Below are 18,354 nucleotides of genomic sequence, written 5' to 3' on the forward strand. Positions count from 1 at the left end.
GCGGCGCAGCGGCCGGCATCAGCCGGCGCTGGCCGCTGCCGAGCGGTCCCGGAACGCAAAGCGAACCCGTATGCTCAGGGCTTCTTGCCGAACCACTTGGTGTAGATGGCGTCGTACTGGCCGTTGGCCTTCAGCGTGGCCAGGGCCTTGTTCACCTGCGGCACCAGATCGCTGCCCTTGGGGAAGGCAATGCCGTAGAAGTCGCCGCTCTTGACCGAACCCACCACCTTCACGCGGCCCTTGCCCGCCGTATTGGCGTAGTACTGGACATTGGGCGTGTCGTGCACCGCCGCGTCCACCCGGCCCGTGGCCAGTTCCAGATAGGCGTTGTCGATGTTCGGGAACAGCTTGAGCTTGGCGTCCGGCACCTGGGCCTTCAGGAAGTCCACGGTGGCGGTGCCGGTCTTGACCGCGACGGTCTTGCCGGCCAGGGACTTGGCGTCCTTGATGTCGGTGTTCTTTTCGCCGACCAGGATGGCCAGGCCGCTTTCGTAATAAGGATCGGAGAAGTCGATGACCTTCTTGCGGTCGTCGCGGATCGTGATGCCGGCCAGCGCTGCGTCGATGTTCTTGGTCTGCAGGCCCGGGATGATGCCGGCGAAGTCCATGGGCTGCAGCTTGTACTTGAGGTTGAGTTCCTTGGCGATGGCCGCCCAGAGATCCACGTCGAAGCCCACATAGGTATTACCCTGCTTGAACTCGAACGGCACGAAAGCGGTATCGGTGGCCACCACCAATTCCTTGCCTTGGGCCTGCGCGCCGGAGGCGGCGCCGAACATGGCCACGGACAGGCCGACCAGCGCGGCGGCGACTTTGCGTTTGATCATGAAACTCTCCTCTTGGGGACCAGTCGGCACCCCGGGGTTGTTGTAGGGGCATGATTCCTAGGCCGCGCCGGGGTCTCCGGCACAGCTTACCGCCGATCTTAACGCATACGTCCCCACCCGGCAGCGGCCGGAAAATTTACAATCCGCATGACACCCGGAGGATTCCCATGGCCTACAAATATGTGCGCATTGCCGGCAACCGGCGTCAAACCGGCCTGGCGCTGGGCAAGCTGGCGCGCCCCCTGATGGCAACCTACCTGGAGCAAAGCCGCAGCTGGGATGCGCTGCGGCCGTGGCGCGGCCACGCCTTCCTGGACGAGTTGGCACGGCAGGCGCAAACGGCGCTGCCGGCAGTCTGGGAAGAGCTGGAAGGCATGGCGGAAGGCCTGCGCATGCCGATCGAGGACGTGCTGCTGTGGAACTGCCGCGGCGACCTGCTGCACAGCACCACCGACGGCTGCACGTCGGTCGCACTACGGGCGGCGGACGGCACGCGCTGGATCGGCCACAACGAGGACGGCGATCCCTACTTGCATGGGCGTTGCCATCTGGTCGACGTGGCGCTGGACGACGCACCCGGCTACGTCAGCTTCTATTACCCCGGTTCCCTGCCCGGTCACACCTTCGGCGCCAACCGCGCCGGGCTGGTCCAGACCATCAACAACCTGCGCATCCGGCAACGGCATCCGGGCGTGCCGCGCATGCTGATGGCGCGCGCGCTGCTGGATTGCGCCACGCTGGACGAGGCCGTCGGGCTGCTGCGCGAACTGCCGCATTCCGGCGGCTTCCATCACACGCTGGGCGCGGCCGGCGACCCGCGCCTGCTCAGCGCCGAAGTCGCGCCGGGCTCGGTCTCCATCCTGGAGATCGGCACGCGCTACGGCCATGCCAATCACATCGTGCATGCGGACATGGGCGGCGTGGCGCAGCTGGTCACGGACTCGTCGCGGGCGCGGCAGAACCGCATCGAAGGAATCGTGGACGGCTGGTCCGGCAGCACCGGCCGCGACGATGTGATCGCCGCCTTGCACGACACCGAGGGAAAGCTGCCGATATTGCGCACCGCGGCGGACGATCCCGATGACGAGAACACCTTGGCGACCGCGCTGTTCGAGATCGGAGAAAGCGAAGTGACCCTGCGGGTTTACGACCGCAAGGCGAAGGCGGACATTGCGCTGGACGTGATGTCGGACACGGAATCGTAGTCATCCGCCACGCCCGAAAAACAACGGCCGCGTCATTGCTGACGCGGCCGTTGCTTCATCCGCTACGGGTCAAGCCTGGCCGTAGCCCCCGCCTCCGGGGGTTTCAACGACGAAGATGTCACCCGAACACAGCTGCGCGCTGTCTTGCGGCCCCAGTTCCTGCACCGAACCATCGGCGCGCTCGACCGAGTTGCGGCCCATGGCGCCGGGCTGCCCGCCTGCCAGGCCGAACGGCGCGTACAGTCGGTTGTTCGACAGGATCGCCGCCGTCATATCTTCCAGGAAGCGGATGCGGCGCACGCCGCCGTCGCCGCCCGGATAGCGGCCGGCGCCGCCCGAACCCTTGCGGATTTCGTAGGACTCCAAGCGCACCGGAAAGCGGAACTCCAGCACTTCGGGATCCGTCAGGCGCGAATTGGTCATGTGCGCCTGCACCAGCGAAGTCCCTGCGAAACCTTCATCGTGGGGACCCGCCGCATCGATGCGCACCGGACCCGCGCCCGTGCCGCCCGAGATGGTCTCGTAGTACTGATGGCGCGCATTGCCGAACGTGAAGTTGTTCATTGTGCCCTGGCTCGCGGCCAGCACGCCCAGCGCGCCGTACAGCGCGTTGACGATGCACATAGAGGTTTCCACGTTGCCCGCCACCACCGAGGCCGGCGGATTCGGGCGCAGCATCGAGCCTTCCGGCAGGATGATGGACAGCGGCACCAGGCAGCCGTCGTTCAGCGGAATATCGTCATTGACCAGCGTGCGGAACACGTACAGCACCGCCGCCACGGCGATGGCGCCGGGTGCGTTGAAGTTGTTGTCCAGCTGGTTGGACGTGCCGGTGAAATCCACCACGGCGCTGCGCGCCTGGGTGTCGACCTTCACGGCTACGCGGATCATCGCACCGTTGTCCAGCGGATACTCGTAGCTGCCGTCCTTCAACACCGAGATCACGCGGCGCACCGCTTCCTCGGCGTTGTCCTGCACATGCCCCATGTAGGCGCGGACCACCTCCAGGCCGAAGTGGTCGCACATGCGCAGCAGCTCCTGCACGCCCTTTTCGTTGGCGGCGATCTGCGCGTGCATGTCGGCGATGTTCTGGTCCGGATTGCGCGCGGGCCAGCGGCCCGAGCCCAGGATGCCGCGCGCGGCGGCTTCGCGGAACTCGCCATTCTTCACCAGTTGGAAGTTGGTGAAGAGTACGCCTTCGTCTTCCACCGTCTTGGAATCCGGCGGCATCGAGCCCGGCGTGGTGCCGCCGATGTCGGCATGGTGCCCGCGCGACCCCACGTAGAACAGGATTTCGCGACCATCGCGACCGAACACCGGTGTGATGACCGTGACGTCCGGCAGGTGCGTGCCGCCGTGGTACGGATCGTTCACCACGTAGGCGTCGCCGGGCTGCATGCGACCCGCGTTGGCGCGCATGACCGTACGGACGGACTCGCCCATGGAACCCAGGTGCACAGGCATGTGCGGGGCATTCGCGATCAAACGGGCCTGGGCATCGAAGATTGCGCAGGAGAAGTCCAGGCGTTCCTTGATGTTGACCGAATAGGCCGTGTTCTGCAGCCTGTAGCCCATCTGCTCGGCGATCGACATGAAGAGGTTGTTGAAGACCTCCAGCATGACCGGATCGGCCTGTGTGCCGATGGCGCGGCGTTCCGGACGAGCTTCGACGCGGCGGATCACGAAGTGATCCTGCGCCGTCAGTTCAGCCTGCCAGCCTGCTTCGACCACCGTGGTCTGGTTGGGCTCGGAAATGATGGCGGGCCCCGCCACCACGTCGCCGCCCGCCATGTCCTCGCGCACATACAAGGGCGTGTCGCGCCAGGCGCCGCCGCTGTACATGCTGACGACGCGGCTGGGAGCCAGGGCGCCATCGCGCAGCCGCGCGGTGGTCGCTTCGCTGACGCGTTCGCCGCCGCCCGTGGCTTCGACGGAGATGGTTTCCACCACCAGCTCGCGGTTGGGCATCAGGAAGGAATAGCGCAGGCGGTAGGCCGCCTCGAAATCCTTGCGCGCCTGGTCCAGGTCCGTGTAGGCCACTTCCAGCGAGGTGTCCGTGCCGCGGTACTTCAGATGCAGGCGGCGCTGCACGCTGATATCGCTTTCGGCCACATGCTGGCGGCGCAATTCGCCCACGGCCTGGCCGGCCAGCTCGTCCAGTTCACCCTGGAGCGCCTGCATCAGGTCCGCGTCCAGTACCTTCTCGACCGTTTTCTGGCGCATGTCGGTCTGGTCGGCCAGGCCCATGCCATAGGCCGACAGCACGCCGCCCAGCGGGTGCGCGAACACGGTCGTCATACCCAGCGCATCGGCGACCAGGCAGGCGTGCTGGCCGCCCGCGCCGCCGAACACGGTCAGCGCGTATTCGGTCACGTCGTGGCCGCGCTGCACCGAAATGCGCTTGATGGCCTCGGCCATATTGCCCACCGCGATTTCCAGGAAGCCCTCGGCGAGCTGTTCCGGACTCATCTCGCGGCCGGTGGCGGCACGCACTTCGTCGGACATGGCCGTAAAGCGCGCCACGACCGCGTCGCGGTCCAGCGGCTCATTGGCCTCGGGGCCGAAGACCTTGGGGAAGAAATCGGGTTGGATCTTGCCCAGCAGGACGTTGCAGTCCGTCACCGCCAGCGGGCCGCCGCGGCGATAGCACGCGGGGCCAGGATTGGCGCCGGCCGAATCCGGACCCACGCGCAGCCGCGCGCCGTCGAAATGCAGGATCGAACCGCCGCCCGCCGCTACCGTGTGGATGCTCATCATGGGCGCGCGCATGCGCACGCCGGCCACCTGGGTCTCGAATTCGCGTTCGAATTCGCCGGCATAGTGAGACACGTCGGTGGAGGTGCCGCCCATGTCGAAGCCGATGACCTTCGGAAAGCCCGCGATCTCGCTGGTGCGCACCATGCCGACGATGCCGCCGGCAGGCCCCGACAGGATGGCGTCCTTGCCCCGGAAACGGTGCGCGTCGGTCAGGCCGCCGCTCGATTGCATGAACATCAGGCGGATGCCCGGCAGTTCGCCAGCCACCTGGTCCACATAGCGCATCAGGATGGGCGACAGATAGGCGTCCACCACCGTGGTATCGCCGCGCGACACGAACTTGATCAGCGGGCTGACCTCGTGCGAGGCCGACACCTGCGGGAAGCCCACTTCACGCGCGATGCGGGCGGCGATGCGCTCGTGTTCCGGCGCATGCCAGGCATGCATGAAGACGATGGCGACGGCGCGGATGCCGCTGTCGTAGGCGGCCTGCATGGCCGCGCGCAGCGCTTCCTGGTCCAGCTCGCGGATCACCTCGCCGTCGGCGGCCACGCGCTCGTCCGCTTCCACCACGGATTCGTACAGCATCTCGGGCAGAAGGACGTTGCGATCGAACAGGCGCGGACGGTTCTGGTACGCAATGCGCAGGCCGTCGCGGAAACCCTTGGTCGTCACCAGCAAGGTGCGCTCGCCCTTGCGTTCCAGCAAGGCGTTGGTGGCCACCGTGGTGCCCATCTTCACGCACTCGACCTGATCGGCGGGCACGGGCTGGCCGGGCGCGATGCCCAGTAGCTTGCGGATGCCGGCCACGGCCGCGTCGCGGTACTGCTCCGGGTTTTCCGAGAGCATCTTGGCCGTGGTGGTCGTGCCATCGGGACGCCGCGCCACGATGTCGGTAAAGGTACCCCCACGGTCAATCCAGAATTGCCACTTCATAGCTGTCCTTGCAAACAAAGAGTCGCCGCGGCGCATGCGGCCGCGCGCGGGTAAATGGAATCAGAGAGAGGTCGCCGCGCGGGCGGCCTGGTCGTACAGGCCGGACAGCGCGCGCAGCGTGTGCGCCAATTGGCGGCTGTAGTCCAGCCCGCCCCCGCCCGGCGCGTCCAGGCCGGCGGTCAGGCATTGTTCGCGGATCTCGGCGTAGCGCTTGAGGGTGGCCGCGCCGTCCGGGGTCACGCTGTAGAAGACTTCCTTGCTGTTGCGCTCGCCTTTGACCACGCCCAGGCGGTCCAGCTTCTTGAGCGCATAGCTGACGATGTGCGTGTCCTCGACGTTCAGCGTGAAGCAGATGTCGGCCAGCTTCTTGGGCCGTTCACGGTGATAGACATGATGAAAGACCATTACGTCGGTGGGCGTCAGGTCGGGCAGCCCGGCCGCCGCCATGCAGCGCACGGTCCAGCGGTCGAAGGCGTGGCTGGCGATCATCAGGCCGAATTCCACCTCGGAGAGGTCGGGCGCGCTGCCGCCGGCCAGATGGGCCGACGATGCAATCAAAGCGGGTGTCATGGGAGACGCAAGCCGAGTTTATATGAACGAAATACTAATAATTTATCTATATTTCATCAATAAAAAATACGAACGAAGCGCCAGAAACCCCCTCTTTCGAGGGAATACCCCTAGAAAACTCCAAACCAGAAAGGCGGTTTAAGGCGCCGACCAGCCCATGGGCAGATTGGCCCGGATCAGCCCGCCTGCGATGGAAATCCGCGGCGCGATCTCGGGCATGGGATCGCCCGGGCCGAACCAGCGCGCATCGGCGATCTCGTCTTCCTGGACACGTATGTCCCCCGACACGTAGTCCGCCGTAAACGCAACCATGAGCGAATGCGGAAACGGCCAGGATTGGCTACCGAAATACTGCAGGTTGCCGACCTTCAAGCCGACTTCCTCGTGGACCTCGCGATGGACGGTCTGCTCGATGCTTTCGCCAGGCTCGACGAAGCCTGCCAGCGCGGTGTAGCGCGAGGTGGCCGTGGTGGTGTGGCGCGCCAGCAGGATGCTGTCGCCCTTGCGGATCAGCACCATCATGGCCGGCGAAATGCGCGGATAGGCCGAAAAGTCGCAGGACGGGCAGCGCAGGCAGAACTCGGTGGGTACGCGTTCGGCCGGCGTGCCGCAGACGCCGCAGAACCGGTGCGTGCGCGCCCATTCGGCGATCTGGTAGGCGCGGCCGGCCAACGCCATGCGTTCATCGTCCAGTACGCCGAACAGCGAGCGCAGCTTCCTGAAGGCATAGCCCTGCGGCGGCTCCACGCCGGGTTCGACATGCACGGTGCGGTACGGCGAACCGGGCAGCGCCCAGATCGGCTGCAAGGCCGCCGCCGCCAAGCCTATCTGTACGCACAAGGCGGTGTCCGGCAAGACTGCGGACGTCTCTTCAACCAGCAATTCATCACGACGGAAAACGAAGTTCACACGCGCCTCTGCATCATGCATTCGATACGCAATGTTAGAAGAAAAACGGCTGCCGCATTGCGCTTGCGCAAAGATTGAACCCTCAATGATCGGCGCTGCGCGCGGCTGTTAGGAATAACCCGTAAAGACGCGATTTCACGCGCCCTGCCGCCGCATAGCAACATAGAATGGCACGGCTTTTCAGCTGCGCGTCATCGGCGCAGCGCACTCTTTCGCAATGCCTTTCGGGCACAACCCGGCTTCACCATTCGCAAAGAAGGACCCACCCATGCACAAGAAAATTTCCCTGCTCGCCGGCAGCATCGTCCTGGCGTTCAGCGCAGGCGCACAGGCGCAAACCAAATGGGATCTGCCCACGGCCTATCCGGCCAGCAACTTCCACGTAGAGAACCTGACCACCTTCGTCAAGGACGTGGATACGCTGTCGGAAGGCAAGCTGAAGATCACGCTGCACAACAACGCCTCGCTGTACAAGGCGCCCGAGATCAAGCGCGCGGTGCAAGGCAATCAGGCGCAGATCGGCGAGATCCTGCTGACCAACTTTGCGAACGAAGACCCGATCTACGAACTGGACGGCCTGCCCTTCCTGGCCACCGGCTACGACGCTTCGTTCAAGCTCTACCAAGCGCAGAAGCCCTTCCTCGAAAAGAAGCTGAATTCGCACGGCATGACGCTGCTGTACGCGGTGGCCTGGCCGCCCCAGGGCATCTTCGCCAACAAGGACATCAAGCAGATCAGCGACATGAAGGGCCTGAAGTGGCGCGCCTACAGCCCGGTGACGGCCAAGATCGCCGAACTGGTCGGCGCGCAGCCCGTCACGGTGCAGCAGGCTGAACTGGCCCAGGCCATGGCCACCGGCGTGATCGATTCCTACATGTCCTCGGCATCGACCGGCTACGACACCAAGACCTACGAGTACATCAAGAAGTTCTACGACACCCAGGCCTGGCTGCCGAAGAACGCCATCATCGTCAACAAGAAGGCGTTCGACGCGCTCGACCCGGCGTCCCAGGCCGCCCTGAAGAAGGCCGGCGCGCAGGCTGAAGAGCGCGGCTGGAAGCTGTCGCAGGAAAAGAACAAGTGGTACCAGGAAGAGCTGGCCAAGAACGGCATGGAAACCATCAAGCCCACGGTCGAGCTGAAGGAAGGCCTGTCGGTGATCGGCAAGCGCATGCTGGACGACTGGCTGAAGAAAGCCGGCGCTGACGGCCAGGCCATGATCGACGCCTACAAGAAGCAGTGATATCTCCATGCGCCGCTTTCTAGATGGTTTATACGGCGCGGCCGGCCTGCTGGCCGGCCTGTGCACGATCGGCGTCCTGGTGTCGGTGCTGGCCGCGATCATCGCGCGCCAGCTCAGCATGAACATTCCCGGCACGGACGCCTATGCCGGGTACTTCATGGCCGCCGCGGGTTTCCTTGCGTTGGCCAGCACGTTCAAGCACGGCGAGCACATCCGCGTCACGCTGCTGCTCAATTCGCTCAAGCCGGCCGCCGGCCGCAAGCTGGATATATTCGCCCTGGCGGTCGGCTGCCTGCTCGCTTCCGCGTTCGCGTTCTTCAGCGTCAAGCTGACTTACGACTCCTGGCAGTTCAACGACATCTCCACATCCAACGACGCCACGCCGCTCTGGATTCCCCAGCTCAGCATGGCCGTGGGCACGGTGCTGTTCCTGGTCGCCCTGATCGACGAGCTGATCCGACGCTCACGCGGCCTGTCCGCCGCCACTTCGCAGCAAACCCATGAATGAACTACTCGTCATAACCCTATTGGTCGTCTCGATCTTCGCGCTGCTGGGCTGCGGGGTCTGGGTCGGCCTGACCCTGGCGGGAACCGCCTGGATCGGCATGGAGATCTTCTCCAGCCGGCCGGCCGGCGACGCCATGGCCGTCACCATCTGGGGCGCGTCCTCCAGCTGGACGCTGACCGCCCTGCCGCTGTTCCTGTGGATGGGCGAAATCCTGTTCCGCACGCGGCTGTCCGAAGACCTGTTCAAGGGGCTCGCCCCCTGGCTCAACCGCCTTCCCGGCCGGCTGCTGCACACCAACGTGATCGGCTGCGCCATCTTCGCGGCGGTCTCGGGTTCGTCCGCGGCGACCTGCGCCACGGTGGGCAAGATGACCATCCCAGAACTGACGCGCCGCGGCTATCCCGAGGACAAGATCCTCGGCACGCTGTCGGGCGCCGGCACCCTGGGCCTGCTGATCCCGCCATCCATCATCATGATCGTGTACGGCGTGGCGGCGGACGTGTCCATCGCCAAGCTGTTCATCGCGGGCATCGTGCCGGGCATCCTGCTGGCCCTGCTGTTCATGGGTTACATCGCCTGGTGGGCGATCCGCAACCCCAGCCAGGTGCCGGCGGCCGATCCGGGCCTGTCGCTGATGCAGAAGCTGTCGCGTTCGCGCCACCTGATCCCGGTGATGCTGCTGATCGGCGCGGTGCTGGGGTCGATCTACACTGGCATCGCCACCGCCACGGAAGCGGCCGCGGTCGGCGTGGTGGGGGCCCTGTTCCTCTCCGCGCTGCAGGGGTCGCTCAACCGCTCCACCTTCATGCAATCGCTGCTAGGCGCAACCCGGCTGTATTGCATGATCGCGCTGATCCTGGCGGGCGCGCAGTTCCTGACGTTGGCCATGGGCTATATCGGCCTGCCGCGCGCGCTGGCCGAATGGATCGGCGGACTAGGCCTGTCTCAATTCTGGCTGATCATGGCGCTGATGGTGTTCTTCATCATCCTGGGCTGCTTCCTGGACGGCATTTCCATCGTCGTGCTGACCATGGGCGTGCTGCTGCCCACGGTGCAGGCCGCCGGCATCGACCTGATCTGGTTCGGCATCTTCATCGTATTCGTTGTGGAAATGGCACAGATCACGCCGCCGGTGGGGTTCAACCTGTTCGTGCTGTCCGGCATGAGCGGCAGGGAATTGCCCTATATCGCGCGCGCCTCGCTGCCCATGTTCTTCCTCATGATCCTGGCGGTGCTGCTGCTCTATGCCGTGCCTGGCATAGCGACGTGGCTGCCGCTGCACATGACGCTGTAGCCTGGCGCCAACATGAAACCCCGTTCCTGCAACGGGGTTTTTTTTAACCCCTGCCCGCGCACTCTACCCGCCCCCTGTTTTGCGTTCCTGTAAACCAGGGAAAACTCCAAAAAACTACAGGTGTTGTTTGCTCCTCAACTTTTCTAGAATTCCCAGGCGCTGATACGTTGCAACATTACGGCGTATATGTGCATATGCGGCCATCGCCCGGACCCGCGCTTACCCAAAGCGTCGGAGCGACGGCCCAGCGCCTGACGATCCGCCAGGCGCGACCAGCCGGGCCAAAAGCCCGGCGCCATTAAAAATAGCGCTACCCAGGAGGAGCCCCCCGCATGAAACGCATCACTCTATCCCTCGCCCTTGCAGGCCTGGGCCTGGCCGCCGGCACGGCCCAAGCCGAAACCAGCGTCACCCTCTACGGCATCGCCGACGTCAGCATCCGCTACCTCAGCACCAGCGCCGGCAGCGTCGGCGCGGACGGCAGCCGCGTGTCGATGGAGAACGGCGCCATTTCCAACAGCCGTTGGGGCCTACGCGGCTCCGAAGACCTGGGCAACGGCAACCGCGCCTTCTTCCGCCTGGAAAACGGCTTCAACATGCAGAACGGTCGCGGCTCGGATCCCAGCAAGACCTTCAGCCGCCTGGCCTATATCGGCCTGGACGGCGGCAATATCGGCGCACTGACGCTGGGTCTGCAGAACACGCCGATGTTCGACCTGCTGGCCGACTACTTCGACCCGCTGACCGTCGGCAACTACGACCAGAACGCCTGGCTGCCCGCCGCCATGTCGCGCGTGCGCACCAACAACATGACCAAGTACTCCAACACCATTGGAGACCTGGCGTTCGTGCTGTCCTGGGCCAACGGCGACGACTACAACGACCACAAGGCCGGCCAGCAGTACGGCGCCAGCCTGCGCTACACCGTGGGCAACCTGGGCCTGGGCGCGGGCTACCAGCAGACCTACGACGGCACGGATTCCGATCTGCGCCAGCGCGTCTGGAACCTGAACGCGTCCTATCAGTTCGAAGGCGCCAAGGTGTTCGCCGGCTACTACAACGGCCGCGACGAAACTGGCTGGGTCAACGCCGTCATGGGCGGTGCCCAGGCTCCCGGCCTGGACCGCAAGGACAACGGCTACTTCGCCGGCGTCACCTGGCAGGCCACGCCGCGCTGGGCCATCACCGGCGCCGCCTACTACGACCAGAGCAAGAACGTGGTCGAAGACGGCGACAAGGGCAAACGCTACGCGCTGGTCGCCGTGGCCGAGTACTCGCTGTCCAAGCGCTCGCAGATCTACGGCACCGTGGACTGGAACAAGGTCAGCGATGCCGCCAGCGGCGAAATCACCGGCAAGAGCAACCAGCTCGGCGCCGCAGTGGGCTTCCGCCACATCTTCTGATGACTGTCCGCGCCGGACGCCTTGCGCGTCCGGCGCGGTTTCGTCACATCCCCCGATTTACATCCCCAGATACGCCTTGCGCACCTCGTCCGAGGCCGCCAGTTCCGCCGCTTCGCCCGACAGCGCCACCCTCCCGCTCTGCATCACATAGGCGCGCGCCGCGACTTCCAGCGCTTGCGCCATGTTCTGCTCCACCAGCAGGACCGACAGGCCGTCGTCGCGGTTCAGGGCCGCCAGCGCATCAAATACCTGCTCCACCAACAACGGCGACAGACCCAGGCTGGGTTCGTCGATCAGGAGCAGGCGCGGGCCGCTCATCAGCGCCCGGCCGATGGCCAGCATCTGGCGCTCGCCGCCTGACATGGTGCCCGCCAACTGCGCGCGGCGCTCCTTCAGCCGCGGGAACAAGGCGTATACCCGCTCCAGGCGTTCGCCGTAGACGCGCTCGTCCCGCACCGTATAGGCGCCCAGGCGCAGGTTCTGCTCCACCGGCTGGCGTGCGAATACGCGGGCGCCTTCGGGGATCATGGAGATCCCCTGAGTCACCAGCCTGTCCGGCGGCGTGCCGGTGATGTCCCGGCCTTCGAACACCACCCGCCCGCCCTTGGGCTTGACCGCCCCGACAATGGCCAGCAAGGTGCTGGACTTGCCCGCGCCATTGGCGCCCAGCAAGGCCGCAATCTCGCCCGGCCTGACTTCCAGCGACACACCGCGCACCGCCTGCACGCCGCCATAGGCCACGCTCAGCTCTTCCACTTTCAGCATCGCATCAGGCACGGTGCTTTCTCCCCAGATAGGCTTCGATCACGGCCGGGTTGCGCACGATCTCCTGCGGCGCGCCCTCGGCGATCATCTGGCCGAAGTTCAGCACCAGCACCCGCTGGGCCAGCCGCATGACCACCTCCAGCACGTGTTCCACGATGATGAGCGTGACGCCCGACGCATGGATGCCGCGCAGGATCTCGGCCAGGGCGATGGCCTCGGCCGGGTTGAGGCCGCCCGCCACTTCATCGAGCAGCAGCATGCGCGGCTCGGTCGCCAGCGCCCGCGCCAGCTCGACGCGCTTCTGCCCGGCCACGTTCAGCTCTGCCGCCCGCACGTCGGCGCGCTCGGCCAGCCCCACCAGCTCCAGCACGCGGGCGGATTCGCGGCGCGCGTCCTGCAGGCGCGGATGGCGCAGCAGCGCGCCGACCATGGCGTTCTCCAGCACCGTCATCTGGCCGAAGCTGCGCGGGATCTGATACGTGCGCACCAGGCCCATGGCGGCCACCTGTTCGGGACGGCGTCCTATCATGGACTGGCCATCGAAGGTCACCGAGCCGGAGGTGGGTTCGTGATGCCCCACCAGACCATTGAACAGGGTGCTCTTGCCCGCGCCGTTGGGACCGATGATGGCGACGATTTCACCCGCTTCGACCGACAGCGAGATGTCCTTGTTCGCGACCAGGCCGCCGAATTGCTTGGTCAGGTTCTTAACGTCGAGCAGAGCCACGGCGCCTCCTCAATGTGACCAGCCCGCCCGGCAGGAACATCGTGACCAGCAAAATGGCCAGGCCGAAAACCAGCAGGTCCAGGCCCATGCCCGAACTGCCCCACAGCACGCGCGTGCCCTCGGACAGCGGCAGCAGCACCGCCGCGCCCAGCCACGGGCCGATCAGCGTGCCGACGCCACCCAGGATGGTCACCAGCACGACCTGCACCGACATCGTCAGATTGAACATGGATTCGGGGTCGATGAAGCCCACGTACATGGCGAAGAAGCCGCCCCAGACGCCGGTCATGCCCGCCGACATCACGAAGGCCAGCATCTTGTAGCGGTCCGCGGGCACGCCCAGGCTGCGCGACGCGGCCTCGTCGCCATTAATGGCGCGCCAATAGAAGCCGGTCTTGGAATGCACCAGGAAGAAGGTGGCGCAGAAGGTCAGGAAGGCCAGGCCCACCGCGATCAGGTAATACGGCACCTTGCTGCGGAACAGCAGCATCCAGGCGGCGTCGCCGATGGGCGCCTCCAGCCCGACCGCGCCGCCCGCCCACTCCCAGTTGATCATCAGCAGCAGCCCGATCTGCAGCAGCGCGATGGTGGCCATCGCGAAGTAGTGGCCAGACAGCCGCAGCGTGGGGCCGCCCACCAGCCAGGCCAGCGCCGCGCTGATCACCCCGCCCAGCGGAATGCCCAACAGCGGCGTGAGCTTCAGATGGTGCAGCAGCAGCAAGGTGGTGTAGCCCCCGACCCCCACGAACACGCTGTGGCCGAAGGAGATCCGCCCCAGGAAGCCGCCCACGAGGTTCCAGCACGCGCCCAGCGCGCCGAACATGATGGCCAGCAGCAGCACCTGCAGGGTGAAGGCATCCTTCACCACCAGCGGCACCAGAGCCATCAGGATGGCGGTCACGGCCGCCACCGCAATCGGCCATTTGGGCACGCCCGCGGACGCGGCGTCGAGTTTGTTTGTCTTGTTCATCTCACCACCGCCCGAACAGGCCGCGCGGCCGATACCAGAGAACCAGGATGAACAGGATGAACACGCTCACCGTCTTGAGCGCCGGCGCGACGAAGTACCCCGTCATGGCCTCGATGATCCCGATCAGAATTCCCGCGATGAAGGCGCCCGGCAGCGACCCGAAGCCGCCCATGCACACCGCCACGAAAGCCAGCAGGCCGAACACCGTGCCCACCGAGGGAAACACGTAGAAGAAGGTGGTCAGCAAGGCGCCGGCCAGGCCGACCGCCGCGCTACCCAGCATCCAGACCTGGGCGTTGACCCGGTCCGGCGAAATGCCCACCAGGGCGGCGACCTGCCGGTCTTCCGCCACCGCCTGCAAGGCATGGCCCCAGCGCGTGCGGTACACCAGGATGAACAGCGCGACCACCACCACCAGCGCGATCAGCCCCGTCACCACCTGTGGCCTGCCCAGTGAAATGCCAGCCACCGTGACGCTGCCTGACACCAGGGTGTCGGGCAGGCTGCGGTAATCGGGACTGAAGGCGATGAAGGCGACCTGGCGCAGCACCAGGCCCAGGCCGAAGGTGGCCAGGATGACCGCCATCGCAGGCCCCTTCTGCAAGCGGCGGATGATGAGCGCGTAGGTCAAAAAGCCGACGAAGGCGAGCACGATGGCCACCAGCGGCGCCGATAGCGTGGGATCGATGTGGCCCAGCGTGTAGAGCCAATAGGCGGCATACATGCCCAGCATCAGGAATTCGCCGTGGGCGAAGTTGATGACGTCGGTAATGCCCCAGATCAGCGCCAGCCCCACCGCCACCGCGGCATAGATCAGGCCGTTGAACAAGCCTGCCGAGAGAGCTTCAAACATGGAGTGCTCCTGCGGCGGACCCCGCGGCCCGCCGCGTCTGTGGTTACTTCCAGGCGAACGGCAGCGTCGGCAGGCTCTTGTCCGTGCGGTATTTTTCCGGCCAGACCGTCTGGTAGGACGAACCCTTGAGCTCCAGAATCAGGCCCGAGCCCTTGGTGTTCTGGCCCTTGGCGTCGAATTGCACCCCGGCCCAGGGCATCGCGACCTGCGCCTCGCCCAGGTCGGTGGCGGCCAGCGCCTTGCGGATCGCCTCGGGATCGGTCGAGCCGGCCCGGTTGATCGCGTCGGCCAGCACCAGCACGCCCTGCATCGAACGGGCGTTGTTGCCGTTGAGATCCTTGCCGGTCTTGGCCTTGTACATGTCGTTGATCTTCTTCAGCCCGGCCTTGGACGCCGCCACGTCGTTGCCCCAGACGTCGCGCGTCAGCACGCCCTGGACCTGCGGCCCCACTTCCTGCACGAAGCGCGAATCGATGAAGCCCGCATCGTTGGCCAGCAGCACCGGCGGCGCGTACTTGCTTTCCCGCATGGTGCGCACGAACAGCATGGCGTCCGAGGTATAGCTGGCGAAGATCGCCACGTCGGCCTTGGCGGCGGCCAGCTTCTGCACTTCGGCCGTCACCGAGGCCGAGCCCGCGCTGTAGGCAATGTTGGCGACCAGTTGGCGCTTGTATTGCTTGGCGAACTTTTCGACGGCCTTGTAGGTGTTCACGCCGAAGTCGGTGTTTTCGTACACCACGGCGATCTTGGCGGTCGGCACGGCCTTCACGCCGTCCAGGAACTGCATCATGTTCTCGACGAAGGTGTCGTCGTTGGGCGAGGTGCGGAAGAACCACTTGTAGCCGCGTTCGGTCAGGTCCGGACTGCTGGACTCGCCGTTCACATAGGGAATGCCGCGCTGCTCGGCGATGCGGCTGGCGGTCTTGGTCACGGCCGACTGGTAGGCGCCGGTCAGGGCCACGACCCTCTCCTGGTCGATCAGGCGCTGGGCGTCGGCCAGACCCACTTCAGGCTTGCCCTGGGAATCGCCGAACACCACTTCGATCTTGGCGCCGCCCAGCGCCGGCAGGCCGCTGCCCGCAGCCAGCGGTATGCCTTCCAGTTCGGGATGCGGATTGTTGATGATGTCGACCGCCAGTTCGACGGCCGCCTTGATTTCCGCCCCGGTGGAAGCCAGGGCGCCTGACAGGGGATAGATCGCGCCGATGCGCACGGCCTGCTGGGCCTGCGCGGGCACGGCGCACATCAGCGCCAGGCTCGCGGCGACACCCGCGATGAGCTTCATCTTCATAACTGGACTCCTGGATTGAACCGGCTAGGTGTGAAAGCAATTCATCTGCGCGGGCGGGTGCATCGCCTGGGCAATGGCCCCGTTCGCGGCGTCACGGGACCCTCCGGCCAGCCGGAAGGCCCCAGATTCAAAGCGTTGTCGCCATTTCCCCTTGTCCTATGATGGATCGTTCTGGTGGCACAACGGGTACTGCTGCACAAGTACGACTGCTGCCGCTTCCTGTTTACTCACTGCCTGGAAACGGCAGGCTAGCGGTCAGAACACCGCCATCCTGCTGTTGATGAGATCCGTGACCAGCATGTGGCCCGGCGCGTGGGTAATGCAGAACTCCGGCCGCACAGCCGCGACCACCGACTGCGGCGTCACGCCGCAAGCCCAGAACACGGGCATTTCGCCTTCGCGTATCTCCACTGGATCACCATAGTCCGGGCGGCTGATGTCGGCAATCCCGATCAACGCGGGGTCGCCGATGTGTACCGGCGCGCCGTGGACCGAGGGAAACCGCGAGGTCACCTGGATGGCGCGGATGGCGTCCGCAGCCTTCAGGGGACGCATGGACACGACCAGCGGGCCGCCGAACACGCCCGCGGCATGGGTTGGGACATTGGTGCGGTACATCGGCACGTTGCAGCCCTGCTCGATATGACGCACGGGCAGGCCGTTATCCAGCATCGCTTCCTCGAACGAGAACGAGCATCCGATCAGGAACGACACCAGGTCGTCGCGCCAGAGATCCCGCACGTCGGTGGGCTCGGCCACCAGCTCGCCGTTCTGCCAGACGCGATAGCGCGGGATGTCGCTGCGGATATCGATGTCCTGCCCCAATTCCGGCAAGGCGGGATCGCCCGGTTCGGACATGGCCAGCAAGGGACAGGGTTTGGGATTGCGCTGGCAGAAGTGCAGAAAGTCCGCGGCCAGCGCGCGCGGCAGGATCGCGAGGTTGGCCTGCACGTGGCCCGGCGCGAGGTTCGCCGTGGGGCCGGTGAGCTTGCCGCTGCGCGCATCCAGGCGCGCCTGGCGGGCCAATTCCACGCTGGTGCGCACAGCAGGGTTCGTATGCATGTCCATCCCTTCAATGATGATTCCGGTAGGGGGACATTGCACAGGAACCGCGGACCAGCGTCCAATCACAAGTTGCGATAGACCCCGATCAATATTCCTTATCAGGGTTAAGCCGGATGCCGCAGCGCCTCTTCGCGCGCAATCTGCTGCGCCGCCTCGGCCACCGCGCGCGGGATCTGGCTATCCGGCCCCTGCATCCAGCAAGCGGTGTAGTGCAGCGGCGGCAAGGCCGGCGCCTTCACCTCCAGGATGCGCAATTCGCCCTGCGCCAACTCTTTGTGCAGGATGACGGGCGCGATGACGGCGGTGCCGATTGCGTCCTGCGCCATCCGCACGATGACGCTGAGCGCGGAACTGCCATACATGCGCGGCGCCTCCACGCCGGCCTGCTGCAGCAACTGGCGCACGGCGCGGTGCGGATCGGTGGTCGACGGATAGGTGATGACGGGCCATTCGGCCAGCCGCTTCAGGGCGATCGGCTGGCGTCCGACCTTGAGCTTGGGGCTGGCCACCCAGGACAGGGGGTAGTTGCAGAGATAGAGATTCTCGATGCGGGGCTCTTCCATCGGCCCCAGCAGGAACGCCAGGTCGATCTGGCGCGAGGCCAGCTGCGTCTTCAGCACCGTGGTCGTATCCACCTGGATCTCGACCATCAGCGCCGGATAGACGTCGTGCAGATGCTCCATCAAGGTAGGCAGCCAGGTATGCACGATGGTTTCCGAGACGCCCAGCCTGAGCGTGCCGCTCATGACGCTCTTGGCGCGCGCGGCCTCCTGCATGTCGCGCCGCATCTGCAGCATGCGCTCCGCATGCGACAGCAGTTCGCGGCCCTTGCCCGTCAGCTTGATGCCGCGGGTGTCGCGGTCGAACAGACGCACGCCCAGATCCGATTCCAGCGACGCGATGCGCTGGGAAATGGCGGGCTGGGTGGCGTTGAGCTTCTCGGCCGCGGCCCGGAACCCGCCCAGGGTGGCGACCCAGAAGAAGGTCTCGATATTGCGCAGATCGATCATGGCGGCGGCGTCCGGCTATGC

Annotated in this window: 16 protein-coding genes; 5 read left to right on the plus strand and 11 right to left on the minus strand. The window is 65.6% G+C overall.

The window, feature by feature from the left end:
• Positions 1-74: 74 nt before the first annotated feature.
• Positions 75-827 carry a glutamine ABC transporter substrate-binding protein GlnH gene (gene glnH, locus AC3WOB_RS12890; protein WP_013394003.1) on the minus strand — a complete coding sequence of 251 codons (753 nt, stop codon included), beginning with the start codon at positions 825-827 and terminating at the stop codon, positions 75-77.
• 167 nt (positions 828-994) lie between these two features.
• Here glnH and AC3WOB_RS12895 point away from each other — a divergent pair, with 167 nt between their 5' ends.
• Positions 995-2,032 carry a C45 family autoproteolytic acyltransferase/hydrolase gene (locus AC3WOB_RS12895; RefSeq protein WP_013394004.1) on the plus strand — a complete coding sequence of 346 codons (1,038 nt, stop codon included), beginning with the start codon at positions 995-997 and terminating at the stop codon, positions 2,030-2,032.
• 69 nt (positions 2,033-2,101) lie between these two features.
• On the opposite strand, the gene AC3WOB_RS12900 is transcribed toward AC3WOB_RS12895, so the two are convergent.
• The 3 genes from AC3WOB_RS12900 to nudC form a co-directional block, all read right to left on the minus strand.
• Positions 2,102-5,725: a hydantoinase B/oxoprolinase family protein gene (locus tag AC3WOB_RS12900; RefSeq protein WP_492275243.1), complete on the minus strand. Its 3,624-nt coding sequence runs from the start codon at positions 5,723-5,725 to the stop codon at positions 2,102-2,104.
• A gap of 60 nt (positions 5,726-5,785) precedes the next feature.
• The gene (locus AC3WOB_RS12905; RefSeq protein WP_492275244.1) at positions 5,786-6,295 is read right to left on the minus strand and encodes a winged helix DNA-binding protein; all 510 of its coding nucleotides are present in this window, start codon (positions 6,293-6,295) and stop codon (positions 5,786-5,788) included.
• Positions 6,296-6,433: 138 nt separating this feature from the next.
• The gene (gene nudC / locus AC3WOB_RS12910) at positions 6,434-7,204 is read right to left on the minus strand and encodes an NAD(+) diphosphatase (RefSeq protein WP_492275245.1); all 771 of its coding nucleotides are present in this window, start codon (positions 7,202-7,204) and stop codon (positions 6,434-6,436) included.
• Positions 7,205-7,472: 268 nt separating this feature from the next.
• Here nudC and AC3WOB_RS12915 point away from each other — a divergent pair, with 268 nt between their 5' ends.
• From AC3WOB_RS12915 to AC3WOB_RS12930, 4 genes are all read left to right on the plus strand, one after another.
• Positions 7,473-8,447: a TRAP transporter substrate-binding protein gene (locus AC3WOB_RS12915; RefSeq protein ID WP_492275246.1), complete on the plus strand. Its 975-nt coding sequence runs from the start codon at positions 7,473-7,475 to the stop codon at positions 8,445-8,447.
• Positions 8,448-8,454: 7 nt separating this feature from the next.
• Positions 8,455-8,955, plus strand: a complete 501-nt coding sequence (locus AC3WOB_RS12920) for a TRAP transporter small permease (protein ID WP_013394009.1) — start codon at positions 8,455-8,457, stop codon at positions 8,953-8,955.
• A complete protein-coding gene (locus AC3WOB_RS12925; RefSeq protein WP_013394010.1) occupies positions 8,948-10,249 on the plus strand; it encodes a TRAP transporter large permease in 1,302 nt (433 codons plus the stop codon). The genes AC3WOB_RS12920 and AC3WOB_RS12925 overlap by 8 nt, the downstream gene beginning before the upstream one ends.
• 332 nt (positions 10,250-10,581) lie before the next feature.
• Positions 10,582-11,652 carry a porin gene (locus tag AC3WOB_RS12930; RefSeq protein WP_013394011.1) on the plus strand — a complete coding sequence of 357 codons (1,071 nt, stop codon included), beginning with the start codon at positions 10,582-10,584 and terminating at the stop codon, positions 11,650-11,652.
• A gap of 57 nt (positions 11,653-11,709) precedes the next feature.
• Here the strand turns inward: AC3WOB_RS12930 and AC3WOB_RS12935 are convergent, their stop codons facing one another.
• The 7 genes from AC3WOB_RS12935 to AC3WOB_RS12965 form a co-directional block, all read right to left on the minus strand.
• Positions 11,710-12,417, minus strand: coding sequence for an ABC transporter ATP-binding protein (locus tag AC3WOB_RS12935; RefSeq protein ID WP_013394012.1), 708 nt, complete (start codon positions 12,415-12,417; stop codon positions 11,710-11,712).
• A gap of 4 nt (positions 12,418-12,421) precedes the next feature.
• Positions 12,422-13,144, minus strand: coding sequence for an ABC transporter ATP-binding protein (locus tag AC3WOB_RS12940; RefSeq protein ID WP_013394013.1), 723 nt, complete (start codon positions 13,142-13,144; stop codon positions 12,422-12,424).
• Complete coding sequence (locus tag AC3WOB_RS12945) at positions 13,125-14,114, minus strand: branched-chain amino acid ABC transporter permease (RefSeq protein WP_492275247.1); 990 nt, start codon at positions 14,112-14,114, stop codon at positions 13,125-13,127. The genes AC3WOB_RS12940 and AC3WOB_RS12945 overlap by 20 nt, the downstream gene beginning before the upstream one ends.
• Position 14,115: 1 nt before the next feature.
• Positions 14,116-14,967: a branched-chain amino acid ABC transporter permease gene (locus AC3WOB_RS12950; protein ID WP_013394015.1), complete on the minus strand. Its 852-nt coding sequence runs from the start codon at positions 14,965-14,967 to the stop codon at positions 14,116-14,118.
• A gap of 43 nt (positions 14,968-15,010) precedes the next feature.
• Complete coding sequence (locus tag AC3WOB_RS12955) at positions 15,011-16,258, minus strand: ABC transporter substrate-binding protein (RefSeq protein ID WP_492275248.1); 1,248 nt, start codon at positions 16,256-16,258, stop codon at positions 15,011-15,013.
• A 255-nt stretch (positions 16,259-16,513) separates the two neighbouring features.
• The gene (locus AC3WOB_RS12960) at positions 16,514-17,320 is read right to left on the minus strand and encodes a putative hydro-lyase (protein WP_013394017.1); all 807 of its coding nucleotides are present in this window, start codon (positions 17,318-17,320) and stop codon (positions 16,514-16,516) included.
• 107 nt (positions 17,321-17,427) lie between these two features.
• Positions 17,428-18,333: a LysR family transcriptional regulator gene (locus tag AC3WOB_RS12965; RefSeq protein ID WP_207465136.1), complete on the minus strand. Its 906-nt coding sequence runs from the start codon at positions 18,331-18,333 to the stop codon at positions 17,428-17,430.
• Positions 18,334-18,354: the final 21 nt, after the last annotated feature.

This window comes from Achromobacter sp. FW305-C-30-7, assembly GCF_058783105.1.

What these genes read in the sequence shown, in the direction of transcription:
- glnH (WP_013394003.1), bottom strand. Translation starts at nt 827, where the DNA reads ATGATCAAACGCAAAGTCGCCGCCGCGCTGGTCGGCCTGTCCGTGGCC.
- AC3WOB_RS12895 (WP_013394004.1), top strand. Translation starts at nt 995, where the DNA reads ATGGCCTACAAATATGTGCGCATTGCCGGCAACCGGCGTCAAACCGGC.
- AC3WOB_RS12900 (WP_492275243.1), bottom strand. Translation starts at nt 5,725, where the DNA reads ATGAAGTGGCAATTCTGGATTGACCGTGGGGGTACCTTTACCGACATC.
- AC3WOB_RS12905 (WP_492275244.1), bottom strand. Translation starts at nt 6,295, where the DNA reads ATGACACCCGCTTTGATTGCATCGTCGGCCCATCTGGCCGGCGGCAGC.
- AC3WOB_RS12915 (WP_492275246.1), top strand. Translation starts at nt 7,473, where the DNA reads ATGCACAAGAAAATTTCCCTGCTCGCCGGCAGCATCGTCCTGGCGTTC.
- AC3WOB_RS12920 (WP_013394009.1), top strand. Translation starts at nt 8,455, where the DNA reads ATGCGCCGCTTTCTAGATGGTTTATACGGCGCGGCCGGCCTGCTGGCC.
- AC3WOB_RS12925 (WP_013394010.1), top strand. Translation starts at nt 8,948, where the DNA reads ATGAATGAACTACTCGTCATAACCCTATTGGTCGTCTCGATCTTCGCG.
- AC3WOB_RS12930 (WP_013394011.1), top strand. Translation starts at nt 10,582, where the DNA reads ATGAAACGCATCACTCTATCCCTCGCCCTTGCAGGCCTGGGCCTGGCC.
- AC3WOB_RS12935 (WP_013394012.1), bottom strand. Translation starts at nt 12,417, where the DNA reads ATGCTGAAAGTGGAAGAGCTGAGCGTGGCCTATGGCGGCGTGCAGGCG.
- AC3WOB_RS12945 (WP_492275247.1), bottom strand. Translation starts at nt 14,114, where the DNA reads ATGAACAAGACAAACAAACTCGACGCCGCGTCCGCGGGCGTGCCCAAA.
- AC3WOB_RS12950 (WP_013394015.1), bottom strand. Translation starts at nt 14,967, where the DNA reads ATGTTTGAAGCTCTCTCGGCAGGCTTGTTCAACGGCCTGATCTATGCC.
- AC3WOB_RS12955 (WP_492275248.1), bottom strand. Translation starts at nt 16,258, where the DNA reads ATGAAGATGAAGCTCATCGCGGGTGTCGCCGCGAGCCTGGCGCTGATG.
- AC3WOB_RS12960 (WP_013394017.1), bottom strand. Translation starts at nt 17,320, where the DNA reads ATGCATACGAACCCTGCTGTGCGCACCAGCGTGGAATTGGCCCGCCAG.
- AC3WOB_RS12965 (WP_207465136.1), bottom strand. Translation starts at nt 18,333, where the DNA reads ATGATCGATCTGCGCAATATCGAGACCTTCTTCTGGGTCGCCACCCTG.